Genomic DNA, 19,399 nt, shown 5'->3' on the forward strand with positions numbered 1-19,399 from the left:
ATTACACCCCTAAATCCCTACGGACAACGTGGATGAACGCCGCCTTGAGTGCAAATGTAAGCTAGTTGCTTGCCATCTAGATTTTTAGCTTGAGAAAAATCTACCCCTTTAACTACCGCAGATACAGAACCTAATTCTGGGGTTTGTACGAATTGATCTGCTGGGTCTTGTCTGCTAGGTGTGAGAATTGTGTCTTTAAAATCGGCACCGGCGACATTAGCTCCCCGCAAATCGACCAGACTTAAATCAGCATTTCGTAAGTTAGCATTTTCTAGTTGAGCAGAGCGTAAAATTGCGCCTGTCATGCGAGTAGCGCTGAGGTCAGCATTGCTGAGATTTGCCCGTTCTAAATCAGCGCCGGAGAGGTCGGAACTTTGCCAATCGGTTTTAGTTAAGTTGGCAAAGGATAATTGAGCGCCTATGGCGATGACTCGACTAAGACGCGCACCGTAGAGGTTGGCTTCTTGCAATTTAGCATCGCCTAAATCAGCCCCTGTCAAGCTGGCATTTTCTAAAACTGTACCCCGCAAATCAGCTCCTACTAATTGGGCGCTGCTGAGGTTAGCACCAATTAAGCGTGCATTGGATAAATTGGCTCTGTTGAGGGTGGCGCGGCTTAAATCGCTACGAGTCATGAGGACGCGGCTGAGGTTAGCATCAGTGAAATTGGCTTGTTTCATCTGGGCTTGACTTAAATCAGCGATCGCATCATCATAGGTGTCCCAGCGTCCATCGTCACCGACACTGCGAAAACGGCTACCCTTAAAACTAGCTTGGTTAAGATTGGCAGATTTAAACTTAATACCTGATAAATCAATATTGTCTAAAACCAAGTTAAAAAAGGAACCACCCACAGTCCCACTTTGGCCTAGTTGAGTCCGGCTGAGATCAAGCCCTAAGGTTTTACCACTATAAACATTGAGAATTTTATTAATTGTCTGCTGGTTAACTTGTAAGCGTTTTTGTCGAACTTCCCGTTCTGGGGATGTGCTACCAACAGAGTCTAATTCTGTCGCCAAAAACTGATTTTTGTTTTGTAATTCGGGGATGGCGGCGGTTCCTACGCTGGTGAGTGCCTGTTGGATGGTATCTATGAGAATGGGGTTAGTTTCCTTCACCATCATGTCCGTCAAAAACTGGATAGATTGGAAATCTTTGAGACTACCCAAAGCCAAAATTGTCCTCTGACGGTCTTCAATGCTGGCTCCAGACTCAGGACTTAATTGTTTTACAAGTTCCAAGAACTGCTGACTGTTAATTTTCTGCGATTCCCGATTTCCTTGCTGAGTTTGGATATAAACTTGAGTCCCAATTAAAGTAGCCAGTACAGCCGTCATACTGGTAAGGGCAACACCAAATAAGGTGAGGCTGGGGTTTTGCTGCATCCGTCGCCACAAGGAAATCAAGCTACTGTTGTCTGTGGTGATGACTTCTGCTTGGGGATAGCTCATAGCCATTGCAGTTGTAGCTAAGGCAGCATTTCCTTCCTCAGGTTGAGGACTGACACCAGATAAACCTCGTCCACTTGAGGCTAAATCTGGGGATGATACAGGGCGATTGGCATCGACTACATAAGTACCCGCCAACCAATCATGTAAGGCCTTTCGTCCCCGGCGTGCGGGTAAAGCCAAAGCCTCACCCATAACCATTAACACTGCCAATGATGTAAACAATCCCAAATTAGGAAAAGCAAAACTGTAGCGCCAGAGAATGTAAGCAACAGACATAGGTACAGTCCAGCGACCAATACCTTCACGGACGACAACGGCGGCTAAACCTGGGGAAGTGCCTTCTTCATTAACTACCTTCACCCCAAACCAACGCTTGGGCAGAGTACTACCTGTTTTTGCTAGTAAGTATAATTGCCACCAGGAAAGAGCTGTGGGTGCTAACAAAGCTAACATCCATAAGTAGTTAGTCGGCCAAGCTACATTTCGTATACCATAGTCTGCCGGTAATGCCAAAGGTCTGGCGATCGCTCTTTCTGTAACTACTAATGCTGGGTTGAGGGGTTCTCGATTAATATCACTTCTGGAATTGATATATACCCCTAGACCAAAAGGAACCAAGCCAGTGGTGGCTAATAAGGTAATTTCCGTTGCCCAAGCGGCCAAGCGCCTTGTGGCTAGGGGTAGTGAATTTGGTTTTGCTAAATTTTTGCTTGGTGGATTATTACTTTTTTTAACAATTGGAGTCGTCATTTTTAGATAATTCCCTTTAAGTTTATTCTTTTGCCGCATTCCGGCATCGTTAACATAAGACTATTGCTTATTTTGAGAATTGCCAGAGACCAAAAATTTGTATCCAAGATACACTAACCCGGCTAACAGCGCCAAAGATATTGCCGATACAACGACTTTTAACACCATTTGGGCGATCGCTATGCCTAATACTACCGACACACCCACAACTATTAGCTTTTTTGTCCCGGATAAGCCATTAAACCAGAGTTGTAATTTCTGAAAACTAGCGTTCTGATTTAGCCAATTCAATGGCGAGTTTTTTTCTGGTGCTGGAGACTGGGCATTCATATCCGCTTCTAGCTGGCGGAGACGACGCTCTAAATCATCTTCTGGTTGAGGACTCATGAATCTTTTTTTACCTCAGTTAAGATATTTAACAACGGAATTTGGGATGAGAGAAATGTAAGAAGCTAGCAGCAGGGGCAATACGCTTCGGTTAAGGCAATACTGCCCCAATTCCTAATTCTTCCCAATCCCCATTACCCCTTATCCCCAGAAGGGCCCCCACCTTCCCATTCCCTCTTTTCAATACAGCTATCCTATTAATTAGACACTTTATCTAATCTTTAACATTTAGCCATATATTCATTAAATTAGTAGATAAAATTTTATACAATCTATTTTGGAACATAGACGTAATAGCAACGTCTTTTAACTCAGACTATTTACTACATATATCGCTCTAAAAATAGTCGGGAGCATTAATTTATTATGAAGAAGTTTAGCCTATTTAAAGTTGTTCCCGCAGCTTTAGCGATGATTTTAGCATCAAGTCAAGCTAATTTAGCTCAAGTACCATCAATTCAGATCAATCGGAAATTGCCTTCAGAACCATTGGTTTTGAGTGGTCAGTCTGGTGGAACAGTCAAAAGCAATTGCGGCAATGTCGCTGCTACAGCCAATCAAATTATCCAAGTTACAGAAGCACTACCTTATTTACGATTGACCGTTGAAGGTCAAGGTAAGCCCACATTATTGATTGATGGGCCTGGTGGGCGTTTCTGTGTTATGGCAGATACTTACTCAGGCAGTAAAGCTGAACTATCAGGTTATTGGCAGTCAGGAAGATACTCACTAAAAGTAGGCAATTTATTACCAGGACAGCATAATTACAACCTCTCAATTTCCCAAGAAAAGCTGCCAAATAGCAGCAAAAGTATCCAATCTCGGTAAATTGGGGGTTGGGAAGAAGCAGAGGAGCAGAAAACTCTGAACAATATAACTTACCCATGAAAACGAAACATCAAGGGTTTGGACAAAGATTAGTGCTTGCTTTTAAAACTAGACAGACAAGCTTCTAAGTGCGGACAGTCTTCGCACTGAATTTCTTTACCAGGGTTAGCACATCCACAAGGAGGATTAACAAAACAATCATTTGCATTTGTGGGAAATAAATGCTTTTTGCATAGCAATTGTAAGGCGGCTTCATGTAGACAAAAAATACAATCTTGCACCATTTTCATTTCCTTATAAGGTGAAGTTATGACGCTACTGACCACCTAATCCAAGCTGAAACTTTGTCTTCCACTACAAACACTCGTTTTTGCGAATTAGCAGTTTCGGCCACCAGCACTTTCAGTGTCACCGTATCTATATTGTTAATCAGGTAGTTTCCATAACCAACAACTTTTCCCCAATGCCCAGTTTGTTGATTAAGTACATAATCTCCTGTGGAGAACATAACAGTATTACAACTATTAAAAATAGATTTAACATACTATATTGATTGTGGATGAACAGTTTGGTAAAAGCCTCATACTTGTAGATTGTTCTAATTGAAACTCTAGAAATATATTCTAGTTCCTTACTCTCTGCCTTTGGATATAATCAGAACTTACGCACACTGGTTGTCTATTGAGACTAGGTATAAGGGGATAAGTGCCAAACCCTTGACTTTTAGTTTTCATGGGTAAGTCTTAACATCTGTGCAACTTTTTTCTCGTCTTTACGTCTCACATTGACAATACCTAATTACTTACCGTAGATATTGCCTAAGCTATACTATTTGCTACGCTGTGTAAATAGTTAGCCTAACATTCTCATAAAAATCCCATCATAATCGCTGTGAAAATTGCATTCATAGTTGATTAAGTGGCAGATAAAAGGAGTAAATGCTGATAATCACTAATTATTGGTGCAAATAGCAAAAATACTCAATTTATTTTCAGTAAAATCACCCTTATTGAAATTAAGCTGTTGAGTTTATGCTAGCGTTTCAAAGATTACTTGCTAGTCTCCGTTTTCCGATCTTATCTTGCATTAATTTATAGCTGGATGTATTGCTGTGATTAGTTTATAGGTAATTGGCTTTCTCAAGCACAGCATTTAATCTTTCAGTGGTGTACAATATATAGTCCTTGCGAAGTATTGACTTTTTGCTGATTGTAATTATTCATATTGCATATTTTCACAAAAAGTTATAAATTATTAATTTATAGGGGAAAATGAGTCTTAAAAACTAAATCCTAATTCATTAAGGATATGAGGAGCCACTAAGACTTCATCTAAACCTTAAATAGCCCCAAAGATATGTTTTTATTTGGTAAAGCAGAGTTCCAGAAATAATCATGGAACGATGGATAATCTAAAAATATATCTTCGTAGTGCAGTTTTTAGTAATCATTCGATAAGTTGAGGTAATTAATTGCAGTTATAGCTGTAACTTATCACAAGTATCAGTGATTGCTAGTAAATTAATTGTGCATTCAGAATTATAAAAATCAACGGCTTGAAAAATTTATAGTCGGTTGTTATCTCAATTGATGTAGGCTATTTAAACAATTATCTTTGCTATTTCAGTAAAGGTAACACTACCAAAGCGCATCTACCAACAATTTACACCCCCAATGGAGTTAATCTGGCGATGCAGAAGCTAAACGGACTGCTAACGAATGACATTATAGAAGAATCAGCATGGGAAGCTCTAGAACAATCGATTTTATATTATCAAGGTCGTCCAGTAGGGACGGTTGCAGCCTTTGATGCTTCTGTAGAAGCATTAAATTATGACCAATGTTTTGTGAGAGATTTTGTTTCATCAGCCCTAATTTTTTTGATTAAGGGTAAAACAGATATTGTCCGCAATTTTCTAGAAGAAACATTAAAATTACAGCCTAAAGATAGACAGTTAGATGCTTATAAGCCAGGGCGGGGATTAATTCCTGCTAGCTTTAAAGTAGTTTCAGATAATGGTGAAGAATATTTAGAAGCGGATTTTGGTGAACACGCGATCGCACGGGTTACACCAGTTGATTCTTGTTTATGGTGGATTCTTTTATTGCGTGCTTATGTAGTAGCTACCAAAGATTTTTCTCTAGCATATCAGCCAGAATTCCAAACAGGTATTCGGTTAATTATGGAAATATGCTTGGCAAATCGTTTTGATATGTATCCAACATTATTGGTTCCTGATGGTGCCTGCATGATTGACCGTCGTTTAGGTATTTACGGTCATCCTTTGGAACTACAAGTCTTATTTTATTCGGCGTTACGTGCAGCCCGTGAAATGTTAATTTGTCAAGGAAATCAAGATGTTGTTGAAGCAATTGATAACCGCCTACCACTTTTATGCGCCCATATCCGCCAACATTACTGGATAGATATTAATCGCTTAAATGCAATTTATCGATTCAAGAGTGAAGAATACGGTAAAGCAGCAGTCAACTTATTTAACATTTATGTAGACTCAATTCCCTATTACGAATTAGATAAATGGTTGCCTAAAAAAGGTGGTTATTTAGCTGGTAATGTTGGCCCTTCTCAGTTGGATACTCGCTTTTTTGCTCTGGGTAATTTGATGGCGATTATTTCTGACTTAGCCACAGAGGAACAGTCACAAGCCATCATGACGCTCATCGAAGATAGATGGGATGATTTGGTAGGAGATATGCCAATGAAAATCTGCTACCCAGCTTTAGAAGATGAAGAATATAGAATTGTTACAGGGTGCGACCCGAAAAATATACCTTGGTCGTATCACAATGCAGGAAGTTGGCCAGTTTTGATGTGGATGCTAGCAGCAGCATCTGTAAAAGCTGGTAAACCTTATATAGCAGGTAAAGCCATTGAAATTGCTCAAGCACGCCTTTTAGAAGATGAGTGGCCAGAGTATTACGATGGCAAAAAAGGACGACTCATAGGTAAACAAGCCAGAAAATATCAAACCTGGACAATAGCTGGCTTTTTATTGGCGGCGGAATTGATGAAAAATCCTTCTCATTTATCATTAATTAGCTTTGATAAACTACCATCAGAATTGGTTTCCAGAGCGTGTGAGTTTGAAATTGGCAGTGTAGATGCTTCTATATCTCGATGAATTTTCATTTACACTCATATGCTCTAAAATTTTATTGCGTAACCCCTTGTAATTGCCAGGGGTTTTTTTATGAGAAATCAGTACATCCATCTGAGCAAGTGTCAAATACCCTTAAATCCTATATCCATTTCTACCTTTTGTTCTGCGGGAGTTGAAGCAATTGGAGATTTATGAGAAGTTTGACGGCTTTTGCTAACTTGGCTGAGAAAAATACCTAACATAATCAAGCCACCACCAAGATATTGAGCCATAGTCGGTACTTCACCTAATATGAAATAAGCTGCCACAATACCTGCAATTGGGGTAAACGAAGCAACTAAGGATGCTGTAGAGACAGTAGAAGTTTTCAACCCTATAAGCCAGAATGACTGACCTACAACCACAATCAAACCACCATAAAAGAACATCCATTGCCACAAGAATGGTGAGAAGACATCAGCAAAATGATCTCTACCATAGAGTACTAGAGCAATAAAGAAAAAGATGACGGTTCCCAGTGCAGTCCGAAAGATGCTGTAAATCCCTAAAGGGATATGAGCCAAATATTTTTTACCGATAATTGTAGAAATAGCTAAAGCGATAGACCCTACGGCTACTAGAAATTCGCCTACACCCAATTGCCAACCTCCCATATTCATCATGCCTGACCCTGGAGGTTGGAGGATAATAGTTAGGATAACACCAGTAAATGCAGCGATCGCTCCGATAAATTCTCCAAAATTGATTCGCTCTTTTAACAACCAAACCGATAAAGCCAAAGCAAGAGTTGGTTCTAAGCGTCCCACCAAAATCACATTATTCACCCCTGTGAGTGACAATGCTTGAAAAATCAAGCCAGGCGCTAGCGCTCCTGATAAGATGGCTACTGCTGTTAAACCAAGCCAATCCTTCTTTGACAGTTGCACTAAAGTAGCTTTGTTCCACTGTTTGCTATGGATGAGGAGCATCACCATCAAGGCGCATAAGTTCCCCACAAACAAAACATTACATAAAGAAATGGGATTGCGTCCATCAATAAAGTGACGATCGCCAATTTCTGTGAGCTTTCGGGTAACTGCACTAGATGCACCAAAAATGAAGATGGCTAGCCAAAGATATACTTGTCCAGAAACTCTGCGGATTAGGCGATGTCGTCCTCTAAATTTAATCACAATCACATTACAGCAATAAAAGCATCATTCGTTATATTAAGTTACTTCAATCTAGTTAAAAATGAGGTTTTGCTGAGAGTAGGCTTAAATAAGGATGTGACTTGGAGGATGATGTGAATTTCTGAAAAAATGCTGAGAATTAACTTAATAGAATTAATAGATAAACTCAGGAAAATCATGAATTGGTTTCAATAATCTCTCAGTCCTCAGTGCGATAGTTTGGATGTTCGAGATAAGTCAAACATCCAGGAGTCACTAATGAAACTCGCGCCATTAATTACAACTTTTGCATTGACTGGTTTTTTAACGGTTTGGGATGCACCATTAAAAGTAATCAATCCTGCATTAGTTCAAGCATCGGCTCAAGAATTATCAGTAAGTCAGAAAATATCATTAGTTACTAAGAATAAGGGTCAGATTGGTGGTGGTGATCAGTTGCGTCGTTTCTTTTTTGGAGATTTGGAACCAATTGGAATTCAACCAGGTGGAGCGGGTCATGTAGTTAACCTTTATAACAAAGCCAACAATGTGACATTCTCTTATTGTTCAACTTATGATGTAGTTGTTGCGGTTAAGAAAGGTAAAATCACTAAATTTGAACCTAATGAAGTGAAGTAGTTAGGGGGCTGTATAGAAAAAATAATTAACAGTCTTATTGCTGAATTAGGGAAAAATGGAAATAAGCGTTATCATTTTTCCCTTTAATTGTTTTGTCATATGTTTTTCTATTTAATTCTCATGAAGTTACAGCCGTAGTCAGATGTATTAAAACATTAAGTTACGATGAAACTCTGATAAAACAAGGCTTTCAAGTCTATTAACCGTCAACAGCTATATCTTGTAAATGTGATCTTTACCGACTTCTAAATGTGCCAAATTATTAAAAGTAGCTATAGGCAATTGCACACTCACTATAGTACCTTTTGTTATATCAGACTCAATAGATAATTTTCCATAATGAGCATGGACTATACGTTGGGCAATGGCGAGTCCTAAACCAGTACCATGAGGTTTTGTAGAAAAGAATGGCTGAGTTAATTTTGATAAAACCTCTGGGGAAATTGGTTCGCCACTATTACAAATATTTATACAGACTTGCTCTGGCGATGAAATATTTACTTCCCATTTAACAATGTCTCCGGCTGCAATTACCTCACAGGCATTACGGACAATATTAATAAAAACTTGTTTTAGCTTATCTTTATCTGCTAATATTTTTACTGGAGTTAATGATGGAATAAATTCAATTTTACGTGAGAGTGCTTCTGGCATTTCACATACTAATACGAGTAATTCACTAATGAATTTATTAACTTCTAATTCACATATTTGTAAAACTTGAGGTTTTGCATAAAGTAAAATTTCACTTAGTAGATTGTCTAAGCGGTAAGCTTCACTAACCGCTAAGGATAATCGCTCTTGAGCATCTGATGACAAAATAGTTTTTTGAGAATATTTTAATCCCATGATCATTGTAGTTAAAGGATTGCGAATCTCATGCACAATCATGGCAGCAAATTCACCCATAGCTGCTAGTCTTTCCTTTTCTACAAGCTTGGTTTGTGTCGCTTTTAATTCTGCTGTACGTTTTTCTACTTCCACTTCCAAAATATGATTAAATTGGCACTGCTCCTTATATAAGCGATAATTATCAATAGCTGTAGCAGCACGTTCAGCAAATAGTTCCGTAAACTGAATTTCTTCTGGACTAAACTCTCGTGATTCGTGATGAAATGAGCAGATAGTGCCAATTACTTCACCTTCAGCCGTCCGTAACGGTATCCCTAAATAAGCTCGATAACCTTCTGGAGGCTGACCATACTCTGGATGTTTACTTGTATCTTCTACTACTAGAGAGTTACCAGTTTCGATAACAGTGTTAGTTAGGGAACCATGTAGCGAATAGACGTGTTCCCCTACACCCATATTAATATTACTGGCTAGGACTTTCTCAAATCCTTGTTGACACAATGTGACTACCGACCAATCTACATTCAGTAACTTGCTGACTCCACAGGCAATGTTAAACAGGTAGCCACTTAGTTCTCCAGTCCGATAGTTTAAAGATGATAAAAGAGCGATCGCCAGTCGCTCACGTTGCCACATTTGATTTTGCAAGAAAATTCCATCATCAATGGCTTTAACCATAAGTACCCATAACAAACTTAGGGAAATTATTTTTGAAATATTTATGTTGATCTGTGGTGAGAAACTTCTGATTATCTTCTCAAGAAGATATCAGTTTTATAGATATAAACCCTGGGATGTTTATATTTTTTTAACTAATTGAATAAGAAGTAATTCAGTGTCAAGACCAAATTAAAATTGAAACTGTTAAATGCTGGGTTTTAACAATATGCTATTGACAATATCAAATTTTAAATACATAGTTCCTTATCATTAGTAAGCCAATATTTTGAGCCAAATCAGAATTATGATGAATTCTTGATTTTCTCAGCAAGTTATCTTTTGATGTGCAGAATCAAGCCAAAGAAATTATTAATCTTTTGTGAAGATCATCAGTAGAGATAGAACTCAAGTATGGATGTAATGACTCTCAGTGTCACAGGAGTTCTTAAGAAATTCTCAGCTTAAATTAATTTAATTACTAACTAATATATTTTAATTAATATTAAAGAGATAAGATATCGGACGCTTAACCTGCATATTTTAATTTAGGAACAAAACGTCAATTTCTCTCCCCTGTATCTTTCACTGCCCTATAATAACGATTGCAGCACTCTCAGCTAATGCGTGCCTAAATTTACATAACTAATAATTAGGGTTGTTAACTGTTGACCGTTGACAACTAACAGTTAACAGATATTACGATTGATTGTGCAAATTAAAAGCATAATAGCTGAGAATTTTTGTTAACAGTCAGTAGTCAGTTGCAAAACAACTAACCAGCGCCGATAAGGAAGGTATTAATCCAGATATAAAACAACTAGCGAGTGACAACCGACACGCACAGCGCAAAGAAAATATTTGGTATTTTATCGGTAATAACTACCCTATTTACTGTAGTCTGCAAGAACGGTAATTATAAATCGGCTATAACTAAGGATGTAGCAGTTAACAGTCAAGTTACATTTAACAGCTTGATTTTATTATCAAAGCCTTATTTGCTACTCAAAAACAGTGAATAACATCAAAAAAAATTGGATAAATATCGACCCATTTTCTCTACAGTTACGCCTGACCGTTGGTATGGCTTCCTTTTCAGCTTTGGTATTAGGTAGCCTGGCTACCTGGACTAGTTGGAGGATGCAGCAAATTTTAATTGATAGCCGTAAACATGAGGTAGAACAGATAGCCAAGCGTTTACCACAAGACGTGCAACTTTATAGCAAAATGATGCAAGCTGACACCAGTTTACAAAAGGCTATTAATAATTTTGCAAATACTAACACATTAATATGGTTTAAGAATTCTAACAGTAAAATAATATCAAGAACTGATAATTTAGATTTATTACCTGAGTCTTTGGTAACTAAGTTAATGAAATTGACTCAGATGCCGATTAAAGCACAAGTTTATCAAATTAATCCCAGCTATTTTGTTGTATGTGGAACTTCCATCAAAGTCCAGGGTAAGTTGTTGGGTGAGTTATTTGTAGTCAAGGATATTACCCGCGAACAAACTATGTTTGTGGCAATGGTGCGTAGTTTAGGTATTACTAGTATTCTGGCAATTATTATTCTGACTATAGCGATCGCATTTTATATCAGGCGATCTTTACAACCTTTGCGCCAACTCAGTCAAATGACTGCTGTGATTTCCGCCGAAGATTTAGGACAAGCCCAATTATATCTTGATAATGCCCCCAGCGAAGTCAAGGAATTAGCACAAACCTTAACTATGCTTTTATCCCGTCTTGCTCAATCCTGGGAACAGGAGCGGGAATTTGTCAGTAATGTTTCCCACGAATTACGCACACCCTTAACGATTGTATATGGTTATTTACAAAGCGTATTGCGGCGGCAAAATAATTTAACTCCTCTTCAACAAGAAGCTTTAGAAATTGCTGCATCAGAAGCAGAAAGAACTATCCGCCTGTTACAAGATTTACTGGATTTAGCAAGAGCAGATAGTGGTTATTTATACTTTCAGATGAAAACTTATGTGCTGAACGACATAATTGCAGAAATTGTGGTTATGGCTGAAAAGTATAGCGATCGCCTCATTACTATCGAGTCAACAATTTTCCCTATTGAAGTGAAAGTAGATTACAGTCGTTTTAAACAAGTATTACTGAATTTGATTGATAATGCTGTTAAGTATTCTGAAGCTGATACACCCATAACCTTTAAGTTAGATCAACTTCAAGACACAGCAATTATTCAAGTTTGTGATCAAGGTTATGGTATTCCTTTACAACACCAAGCCCGGATTTTTGAGCGATTTTATCGTATAGATGAATCTCGCTCCCAGGCGACTGGCGGTTGTGGTTTGGGTTTATCGATTGTCAAAACGCTGGTAGAGGGTATGGGTGGTAGTGTCAGCGTGCAATCAAAGTTAGGAGAAGGGAGTATATTTACAATAATTCTACCTAGATAGGCAAATTATGAGTCAATTCAAAATTCAGAATACCCAACGAGAAGCTAAAGCTACAAAATTAAAGACAGTTACCCACCAGGAGTGATTTTTTAAAAATAACTTTTTCTAAGCAAAGATATTTATTAATTAATTATTTAATCAAATATATTTCTTTAATTTAAGAGTCAGATATCAGATAAATTTGATTTCTGATATCTGACTCTTAATTGCTTACGTATATACTAATTCTTATCATAAATATCGATTCTGGCTGTACCAACAGGAATTTCTCCTGTCAATCCAACCCTTCTAGCCGTTACGCCGTAAAGCAGTACGTCTTGACCTATGCCATTTCTTCGTACACCTGTTAGTTCTACTTCTACAGAAGCACCAGATGTTACAGGTTCATCAAAAGTGATTGACAAATTGTCTTTACTAATCTCTGTTTTAGCGGCAATTGCTTTACCTTATTGATCTCTAATTCTCACGCCATTAAAACGTTCCATTTGACTTGGTAATGAAATCATGAGATCTTGCAAAGACATACCCACTACCGCTAGCTGAATAAAGTGATTACCATTGCGGATACCAGAGTTGGTAATATGGGGAACGTTAACATTCAGCGCCACCTGAGATAGTTTGTTTATATTTGAAGCAGGCTGTTCATGTTTTACAGGTGTAGCTATAGCTACAGCAGATGTAGAAAGTATAAGAGCAGATAAGCTACCGCAAATTAGACCTTTCATGATGTAATTCTCATTTTTAGGTAAATTAATTGCCTGGTGTTAATCAAGCAGTCTAATTAACAGATTGCTTCATGAAGATGAGTTCAAGCTGATATATAAATTAAAACAGTATGAAATTTGATGATCAATAATCTGATAAAAATCAGCGTGGCATTAAGAAATTAGTAATTTTCTCAGCAAAAATTTAAAATCTATTCAGGAAAAACTCACTTTTATCATTAATGTTTTGAAAAGCTGATGCAGGGGCAAAAATTAATTTTATAAACCAGATTTGAAAAAAATATTTAATGCCTTTAGGATATGAATCAATAATATTGAATGACTCGGTTGCAGGTATAGCACTTATGACCGAGAAACTTGAGTGTCGAGTTATTTCTTAATAAACCCAGAGTTAGTTTAAAATCGCAATTTTCTTAGACAATGACCGATGATAGGAATAAAAATATGACAGCACACATTCTTTTGGTTGAAGATGAAGTTAAATTAGCGCGATTTGTCGAATTGGAACTAAGTAGTGAAGGTTACAAAGTTAGTGTCGCCCATGATGGAATTACTGGACTCACCTTGGCACGAGAATCAACACCCGATTTAGCAGTTCTTGATTGGATGTTACCAGGACTATCAGGTTTAGAAATTTGTCGCCGTCTGCGAGCAACGGGTAATTCAATACCTGTAATTTTGTTAACCGCCAGAGATGAAGTGAGCGATCGCGTGGCAGGATTAGATGCAGGAGCTGATGATTATGTGGTCAAACCCTTCAGCATTGAGGAATTATTGGCAAGAATTCGCGCTCATCTGCGCCGCACCCAAGAAACAGATGAAGATTTGTTGCAGTTTGAAGACCTAAGTTTAAATCGCCGCACTCGTGAAGTGTTTCGGGGTAACCGAGCGATTGAATTAACAGCAAAGGAGTTTGATTTATTAGAGTATCTGCTTTCCCATCCCCGTCAGGTTTTTACCAGAGATCAAATTCTCGAAAAAGTTTGGGGTTATGATTTTATGGGTGATTCCAACATCATCGAAGTTTATATCCGTTATTTGCGGCTTAAATTGGAAGAAAATAACGAAAAGCGGCTGATTTATACAGTCCGTGGCGTAGGATATGCACTACGAGAGTATCCCAACAAATAATTTTACTGGGGAAAACTTACCAATTAAGAATTTATAGTGAAAAAGTGACCAATCACTCAGATTTCCATTGACTACGAACACAAAATCATTAGCAGGGGTTGCTACTGTATTCCCTGATAATTTCAGCTTTTCCTTCCCTGAGAGGCTGGTGTATAACTTTGTGGCCTTAGTTAAAAGTTTGATGGTTGTAGATGAATATAGGAATAATCGAGCCTTACAGTGACGGATTTTTGGAAGTTTTACCAGAAGGTGAAAGCAGCGACTATTGGCAAATTGCCGCTATACACATCAATGGTCAAGCTTACTGCCCTACTCCTCGGCTTTATCGTTCAGAAAAATTAGCATTAGCAAAAGCTGCGAAAATTTATGATTGGATAGCTGAACACGAAACAGAAATGAGTAATGGAGCTTACTGCTGTTCACCATTGCAACTTATTCTCTGGCAGCAATCGAAAGCATCTTAATTCACCTGTGGGTAATGCTAGAGACTATGTTTAAACCCAAAACCAGAGCAGCGAAAATTTAAGCCTAGTTGTACGTTAGGGTGTGCTTTATTTAAGCACACTATTTCTCATTTATGAAGTAAATACTTCCGCTACTAGCTATGATTTCATTTTGATTTCTCTATTTGCCACAAACGATTTTTGAATTGGTATAATAAAAAGTGTCTGACACTCAATGGTGTAGTAAAATTTTGCAAGAGTTAATAGCAAAATTAATTATGATTCAATGGCTTTTACCTATAGGATTGCCCATATTTGCTTTAATAACGGGACTGATTAGTGAAAAATTTATAATTAATAAGTTTAAAAACTTCGTCTATAAAAAAGAAATACCCGGAAGCCATATAATTTTTAAATCTCTGCAAGGTATGCTCCTAACTTGGTTCATACTTGCGGGCATTTTAGGAGCAGTTATCGCTGCTCCTTTGAAGCCAGATTTTACTAATTTATTGCAAAAAATTATTACAATATTTTTCTTATCTTCACTGACATTAGTTTTAGCTAGGTTAGTTTCAGGTTTCATCAGACTATACACTTATAGAACAGAAAGAGCTACAGCGTCTCTAATTTCTAACTTAGCCAAAGCTACTGTTTTAGTTTTGGGTTGCCTAATTTTGTTGCAAACATTGGGAATTGAAATTACACCCATTATTACAACTTTAGGAATCGGTGGTTTAGCAGTTGGTTTGGCGCTACAAGATACACTAGCAAATTTATTCTCCGGCTTTCATTTAATTATTTCTAAGCAAGTTAGAACTGGAGATTATGTCAAATTAGATGCTGGACAAGAAGGTTACGTTACCGATATTTCTTGGCGTAATACCACAATTAAAGAGTTTTCCAATAATGTAATTATTGTCCCTAATTCTAAACTGGCCTCGGCAATCTTTACTAACTATCATTTACCAGCTAAAGAAATCACATTAACAATGAACGTCGGTGTTAGTTATGATAGTTATTTAGATCAGGTTGAAAGAGTGACGGTAGAAGTTGCCAAAGAAGTTATGCAGGAGATTGCCCCAGAATTAAAAGAACATGAGCCATATATAAGGTTCCATACCTTTGGGGATTTTAGTATAGATTTTACATTATATATGCGTGTCAACGAATACTTTGACCAGCGTATTGGCAAACATTTATTTATTAAAAAACTACACAAACGCTATCAGGAAAATGGTATTTCAATTCCTTTTCCTGTGAGAAATGTGTATATTCAAGATCCCAATAACAATTAGAGAAGAGAAGCAAATAGTTGATATTTTGTTTTTTGTGCATACTTCTGCTGTTGTCATCGCTGATTAGTCAGGGTTGCATAACTGGCACAGGAAGCCAGTAAGACAAGATATTTCAGCGATCGCTTTGCAAAGTGCATGAAAATGATTATCATTTAAAAATGAATTTACCAATTATTACTGTCGTTGCCGGCCCTGCTGGCGGTGGCAAGACTACCTGGATTTGCCAACAAATAGGAAACACCTCCTCCCATGAAAACATCATTTACTTTAGTCCTGGGACTGGCAAAGTTCCCATTGACCAGACACGCGTAGCAGCAGAATTCCCGAAAGTCAAAGTTTTTAGTGATGGGCAAGAAATCGAGTTTTTGTCCGAACTGGCAACAGCTGGGAATGCTTATATAGAAATAGGGTTTTATTTAGAATTAAACGCCATCCAAACAATATTAGATAATTTACCTTATCAAGCCGTGGCTGTTTTACCAGCAAACCTCCCAGACTCTGAATACCATGCCTGGGCCAGAAAAATTATCATTGGTGCAGAAATTAATGCCAGCATCATACCCACGCAAATGTGGCGCGTACCCAGCAATGGTCAAGTGATTGACGAAGACAGTTTAAAAGAGTTTTGGTACGAAATTACTCATGGTGCTTATGGTGCAGTTAACCGCGCCAAGGGTATTTTTGATGTTGCTGACGGTAGGTCACTTTATGCAGATTTTATCGCAGGTATACCTACAATTGATTTTTTGGAATTAGACTTACCCCGCCACTTAGCAGGCAGACCGCAAAGGTTTAGTGGTATAGAGGTATTGGGAAAAAACTTAGATGAGTCGGCCATGAGACAGACTTTGGCAGATTGCTATTTAACAGATGTAGCGATCGCACAATACCAAGAACAGGTAACACAAATTTTACTAGAGGAGGGTAGCGAGTGAAAATAGCAGTTATGTCCTGCATTCATAGCAACTATGAAGCCTTAGATGCAGTTTTGTTAGATATTGACCAACAAAAAGCCGACCAAATCTATTGTTTAGGTGACTTAGTAGGATATGGCCCATATCCTAATGCTGTCGTCGCACAAATTCGCTCATTAGATATTCCCACCTGTGTAGGCTGTTGGGATGAAGATATTGTGGAAGGTTTAAACTCCTGTGAGTGTAGTTACCCTTCACTGTTAGCGGAAAAACGCGGTAAATTCGCCCATGAGTGGACACATAAAGAACTCCATCAAGAAAACCAAGAATTTCTCGCCCAATTACCCCACACCTTACGTCAAGACAACTTGGTTTTCGTTCATGGTAGCCCCCAGAGTAATCACGAGTATTTGTTACCAGAACTTGATGCTTTTGCCGCCTTAGAAAGAGTATTTTCCACAGATGCAGATGTGCTATTTTGCGGACATACTCATGTACCTTATGTCCGTACCCTAGATGCAGGTAGTTTACAAGTGTCCGTCAAAGGTGTGGGAATAGAACAGAAAGAAATTAACTTTTCTGCTTCAGTAAAACGAATTGTTAATGTAGGTTCAGTGGGGGAACCCAGACACGGGCGACCAAATGCCACCTACGCTATTTATGACACCGATACTCAAGAAGTAAATCTCAGAGAAGTACCTTACAACTATCAAAAAACCTGCGCCGCCATCATCGAACAAGGTTTACCCCCCATCTTTGCTTGGCGTTTAGCCCAAGGCTTGGAATATGCAGAAAGGGCTGATGACCCCACTCACGTTTGTACTCGATGAAGGATATAGGGGATTGGGGACAAAAAAGTAAAAAGTAAAAAGTAAAAAGTTAGAAGATTGGATTGGGGATTGGGGATTGGTCAATAGTCAATAGTCAATAGTCAATGGTTTTTGTCTCCTTGCATCCCTAATGCTTTTTGCAAAAAATAAATTATCAAATCGAAGAATTATATGAATAAATGGGCAATTTTAACTGGGATTGAGGGTAATTTGGCAGCTTATGAGGCTGTGATGGCCGATATTAAGCGCCAAAGTAAACAGATAGAAGCTTTATATATTTTGGGTGATTTGGTAGGGCCAAGACCAGAAGTAGAAAAAGTTGTAGAACGAGTCCGCAACCCACTAAACGGCGAGTTAGAACCTCTGGTTTGTAAAGGTTGGTGGGAAGAACAGTGCTTCATTTTGCATGGTCTTGGCCCCACTGGCGAGGCTGATAATTTGCTAGCGCAGTATGGCGGAGAAACGGTTAAGTTACTTTGGAATTCTGTTTCTCGTCAGACGGTGCAATGGTTAAGAACTCTAGATTTTGGTTTTTTTGAACTAGATTGTTTATTAATTCACGGTACGACTGTATCAATTGATGAAGCATTAACCCCCGATACTTCGCCAATTCAAATGCTTGACCGCCTGACAAGAATGCAGGCAAATAATTTATTTTGTGGTCGTTCTGGTTTAGCGTTTCAATATCACCTACAAGCTGGTTCTGTAACTACAGGTATCACAACTCTTGATAATCCAAAATCACTTGAAACTATGACCATTTCTCCACGCCAGATAATTGGAGTGGGTAATGTAGGCAGAACACCAGGTGTAGCAACATATACTCTCTATACTCCGGCGACGAACTACGTAGAATTTAAAACTATCCGTTATGGTGTCGGTCAAGGATTTCAGCGTAATTCCGTTAAAGCTATCTCATCTTAAAGTGCGTTATACCAAATTAAGATGAAGCTGTATAGAATAATTGGACGCAGATGCACGCAGATAAATCACAGATAAAAATATATCCAAAATCTAGTACAGCACAGCGTAAATAAGCAGACCATTCTAAACTAACGAAACGCTTACGCTGTATTCATTTTGAATTTTGAATTTTGAATTTTGAATTCCGCCTTGCGGTACTAGGGTGCTTCATTGCGATCGCACCTAAACCATACTCAGAAATTATTCATACTGACGCACCCTACTAAGGTATCAATTTCGGATAATTTCTTGTCTCATGTTGTCTAAATTAACTATATTCATATCAGATGATTTTGCATCTATCCTGCGTAGTAAACATATAAGTTTGATTTCTGTCTCCAGATTTATGAATTATTAGCAGACAGTGCTTATAGTTAAGTTCTTAGGTGAGGCTAAACCTAGTCACGCAAGTGAGGCGAAAAATCATGTTACTCAAATATTTGCAATTGCATTGTTTCTCAATCAATGATTGGTTCAATTGCAATTATCATTCTGAATAAATCTTCATGTCAGAGGTTTGCTTTTTAAGATTCCTAGATAGCACCGTAAATTTGGGAATTTTAAGCTAATAGGTTTTTAAATTACCTATTTTTTTGTGGTGGGAGTAAATGGACGTAATTTACGATAAATTTTGACTTTTTACTCTAGATTAACCATAAGACAATAGGCAGATTGAGAGTATTTTGCTTGTATGCGGAGTATATGCGCTGTAAAGTGGGCATCTTGTCCGCCTAGCATCTCCCAGTGAAACTTGCAACAGCTTATTAAATCAATCTATAGTCTTGTGTGTTAGTTAACCTAATTCTGGAAAATATTCTAGAAAACGGAA

17 protein-coding genes are annotated in these 19,399 nt (G+C 38.1%); 10 read left to right on the plus strand and 7 right to left on the minus strand.

The window, feature by feature from the left end; translation table 11 throughout:
• Positions 1-17: 17 nt before the first annotated feature.
• Together hglK and H6G14_RS03615 are read right to left on the minus strand one after the other, a co-directional pair.
• Positions 18-2,201 carry a heterocyst-specific glycolipids-directing protein HglK gene (gene hglK / locus H6G14_RS03610; protein WP_190565777.1) on the minus strand — a complete coding sequence of 728 codons (2,184 nt, stop codon included), beginning with the start codon at positions 2,199-2,201 and terminating at the stop codon, positions 18-20.
• 60 nt (positions 2,202-2,261) lie between these two features.
• A complete protein-coding gene (locus H6G14_RS03615) occupies positions 2,262-2,588 on the minus strand; it encodes a hypothetical protein (RefSeq protein WP_190565778.1) in 327 nt (108 codons plus the stop codon).
• Between the two features lie 366 nt (positions 2,589-2,954).
• Between H6G14_RS03615 and H6G14_RS03620 the strand changes: the two genes are divergently transcribed.
• Entirely contained in the window at positions 2,955-3,416 is a 462-nt protein-coding gene (locus H6G14_RS03620) for a hypothetical protein (protein WP_190565779.1), read from the plus strand.
• Positions 3,417-3,723: 307 nt separating this feature from the next.
• Here the strand turns inward: H6G14_RS03620 and H6G14_RS03625 are convergent, their stop codons facing one another.
• Positions 3,724-3,924, minus strand: coding sequence for a hypothetical protein (locus tag H6G14_RS03625; protein WP_010994992.1), 201 nt, complete (start codon positions 3,922-3,924; stop codon positions 3,724-3,726).
• Positions 3,925-5,106: 1,182 nt separating this feature from the next.
• On the opposite strand from H6G14_RS03625, the gene H6G14_RS03630 reads away from it, so the two are divergent.
• On the plus strand, positions 5,107-6,558 hold the full coding sequence (locus H6G14_RS03630; protein WP_190565780.1) for a glycoside hydrolase 100 family protein: 1,452 nt from the start codon (positions 5,107-5,109) through the stop codon (positions 6,556-6,558).
• Between the two features lie 101 nt (positions 6,559-6,659).
• On the opposite strand, the gene H6G14_RS03635 is transcribed toward H6G14_RS03630, so the two are convergent.
• On the minus strand, positions 6,660-7,715 hold the full coding sequence (locus tag H6G14_RS03635) for a DMT family transporter (RefSeq protein WP_422394065.1): 1,056 nt from the start codon (positions 7,713-7,715) through the stop codon (positions 6,660-6,662).
• 252 nt (positions 7,716-7,967) lie between these two features.
• On the opposite strand from H6G14_RS03635, the gene H6G14_RS03640 reads away from it, so the two are divergent.
• Positions 7,968-8,327, plus strand: coding sequence for a hypothetical protein (locus H6G14_RS03640; RefSeq protein ID WP_190565782.1), 360 nt, complete (start codon positions 7,968-7,970; stop codon positions 8,325-8,327).
• A gap of 213 nt (positions 8,328-8,540) precedes the next feature.
• Here H6G14_RS03640 and H6G14_RS03645 read toward each other — a convergent pair whose 3' ends face one another.
• Positions 8,541-9,857, minus strand: a complete 1,317-nt coding sequence (locus H6G14_RS03645; protein WP_190565783.1) for a GAF domain-containing sensor histidine kinase — start codon at positions 9,855-9,857, stop codon at positions 8,541-8,543.
• Positions 9,858-10,850: 993 nt separating this feature from the next.
• Between H6G14_RS03645 and H6G14_RS03650 the strand changes: the two genes are divergently transcribed.
• The gene (locus H6G14_RS03650) at positions 10,851-12,269 is read left to right on the plus strand and encodes an ATP-binding protein (RefSeq protein WP_190565784.1); all 1,419 of its coding nucleotides are present in this window, start codon (positions 10,851-10,853) and stop codon (positions 12,267-12,269) included.
• A gap of 221 nt (positions 12,270-12,490) precedes the next feature.
• On the opposite strand, the gene H6G14_RS33485 is transcribed toward H6G14_RS03650, so the two are convergent.
• Positions 12,491-12,673 (minus strand): DUF2808 domain-containing protein, encoded by a 183-nt coding sequence (locus H6G14_RS33485; RefSeq protein WP_242053340.1) that lies wholly within the window; start codon positions 12,671-12,673, stop codon positions 12,491-12,493.
• Positions 12,674-12,715: 42 nt separating this feature from the next.
• Positions 12,716-12,994: a hypothetical protein gene (locus tag H6G14_RS33490; protein ID WP_242053341.1), complete on the minus strand. Its 279-nt coding sequence runs from the start codon at positions 12,992-12,994 to the stop codon at positions 12,716-12,718.
• A gap of 444 nt (positions 12,995-13,438) precedes the next feature.
• Here H6G14_RS33490 and H6G14_RS03660 point away from each other — a divergent pair, with 444 nt between their 5' ends.
• From H6G14_RS03660 to H6G14_RS03685, 6 genes are all read left to right on the plus strand, one after another.
• Positions 13,439-14,125, plus strand: coding sequence for a response regulator transcription factor (locus H6G14_RS03660; protein WP_190565785.1), 687 nt, complete (start codon positions 13,439-13,441; stop codon positions 14,123-14,125).
• 191 nt (positions 14,126-14,316) lie between these two features.
• Positions 14,317-14,589, plus strand: coding sequence for a hypothetical protein (locus H6G14_RS03665; protein ID WP_190565786.1), 273 nt, complete (start codon positions 14,317-14,319; stop codon positions 14,587-14,589).
• 257 nt (positions 14,590-14,846) lie between these two features.
• Positions 14,847-15,863 carry a mechanosensitive ion channel family protein gene (locus H6G14_RS03670; RefSeq protein WP_011317488.1) on the plus strand — a complete coding sequence of 339 codons (1,017 nt, stop codon included), beginning with the start codon at positions 14,847-14,849 and terminating at the stop codon, positions 15,861-15,863.
• 158 nt (positions 15,864-16,021) lie between these two features.
• Positions 16,022-16,798 (plus strand): GTP-binding protein, encoded by a 777-nt coding sequence (locus H6G14_RS03675; RefSeq protein ID WP_190565787.1) that lies wholly within the window; start codon positions 16,022-16,024, stop codon positions 16,796-16,798.
• The gene (locus H6G14_RS03680) at positions 16,795-17,607 is read left to right on the plus strand and encodes a metallophosphoesterase family protein (protein ID WP_190565788.1); all 813 of its coding nucleotides are present in this window, start codon (positions 16,795-16,797) and stop codon (positions 17,605-17,607) included. The genes H6G14_RS03675 and H6G14_RS03680 overlap by 4 nt, the downstream gene beginning before the upstream one ends.
• 171 nt (positions 17,608-17,778) lie before the next feature.
• Positions 17,779-18,531: a metallophosphoesterase family protein gene (locus H6G14_RS03685; protein WP_190565789.1), complete on the plus strand. Its 753-nt coding sequence runs from the start codon at positions 17,779-17,781 to the stop codon at positions 18,529-18,531.
• Positions 18,532-19,399: the final 868 nt, after the last annotated feature.

Source organism: Nostoc parmelioides FACHB-3921 (genome assembly GCF_014696625.1).
GTDB classification, from domain to species: Bacteria; Cyanobacteriota; Cyanobacteriia; order Cyanobacteriales; family Nostocaceae; genus Trichormus; species Trichormus parmelioides.